Source organism: Myxococcus sp. AB025B (genome assembly GCF_006518215.1).
GTDB lineage: Bacteria > Myxococcota > Myxococcia > Myxococcales > Myxococcaceae > Myxococcus > Myxococcus fulvus.
Genome location: NZ_SRLW01000747.1, coordinates 1 through 401, shown reverse-complemented (window position 1 = coordinate 401; position 401 = coordinate 1). Strand labels below are relative to the sequence as shown.

At 70.3% G+C, this 401-nt stretch carries 1 pseudogene; it reads right to left on the bottom strand.

Features of this window, described 5'->3' with window-relative positions:
• Window positions 1–401, bottom strand: a pseudogene (locus FL311_RS44815) (hypothetical protein); the annotation flags it as partial.

Sequence of the window (401 nt, the reverse complement as noted above, 5' to 3'; positions counted from 1 at the left end):
TCCGAGGAGGAAGCGGCCGCTTCCGATGCCGTGCTGGCGACCACCAGGGCCTCCCCCGTCAGCCGGCGCAACGCCCGCGCCTGCTTCGCGAACTCGAGGGCCTCGACCAGCTTCAGCCAGTCGGCGCGCGCCCGCTCCGCCGCCGACGCGTAGCCCGCGTCCTGCCGCTCCAGCTCCGCGTGCGTCTCGAACATCTGCATCATCTCGTCCACGCCCTTCGAGGCGGTGTCGACGTCGCTGTCGGTCGACGAGATTCCCTTCGCGGCCTCGAGCTTCTCCTTGGTCATGGCCATCCGGGTGGCGAGCTGGACGCGGGCGTCCGCCGCGGAGAGGACAATCCTCCTCCGGGTGATGCGGTCGCTCAGCTCCGCCATCCGCTCCTTCGTCTCCTTGGCGTACAC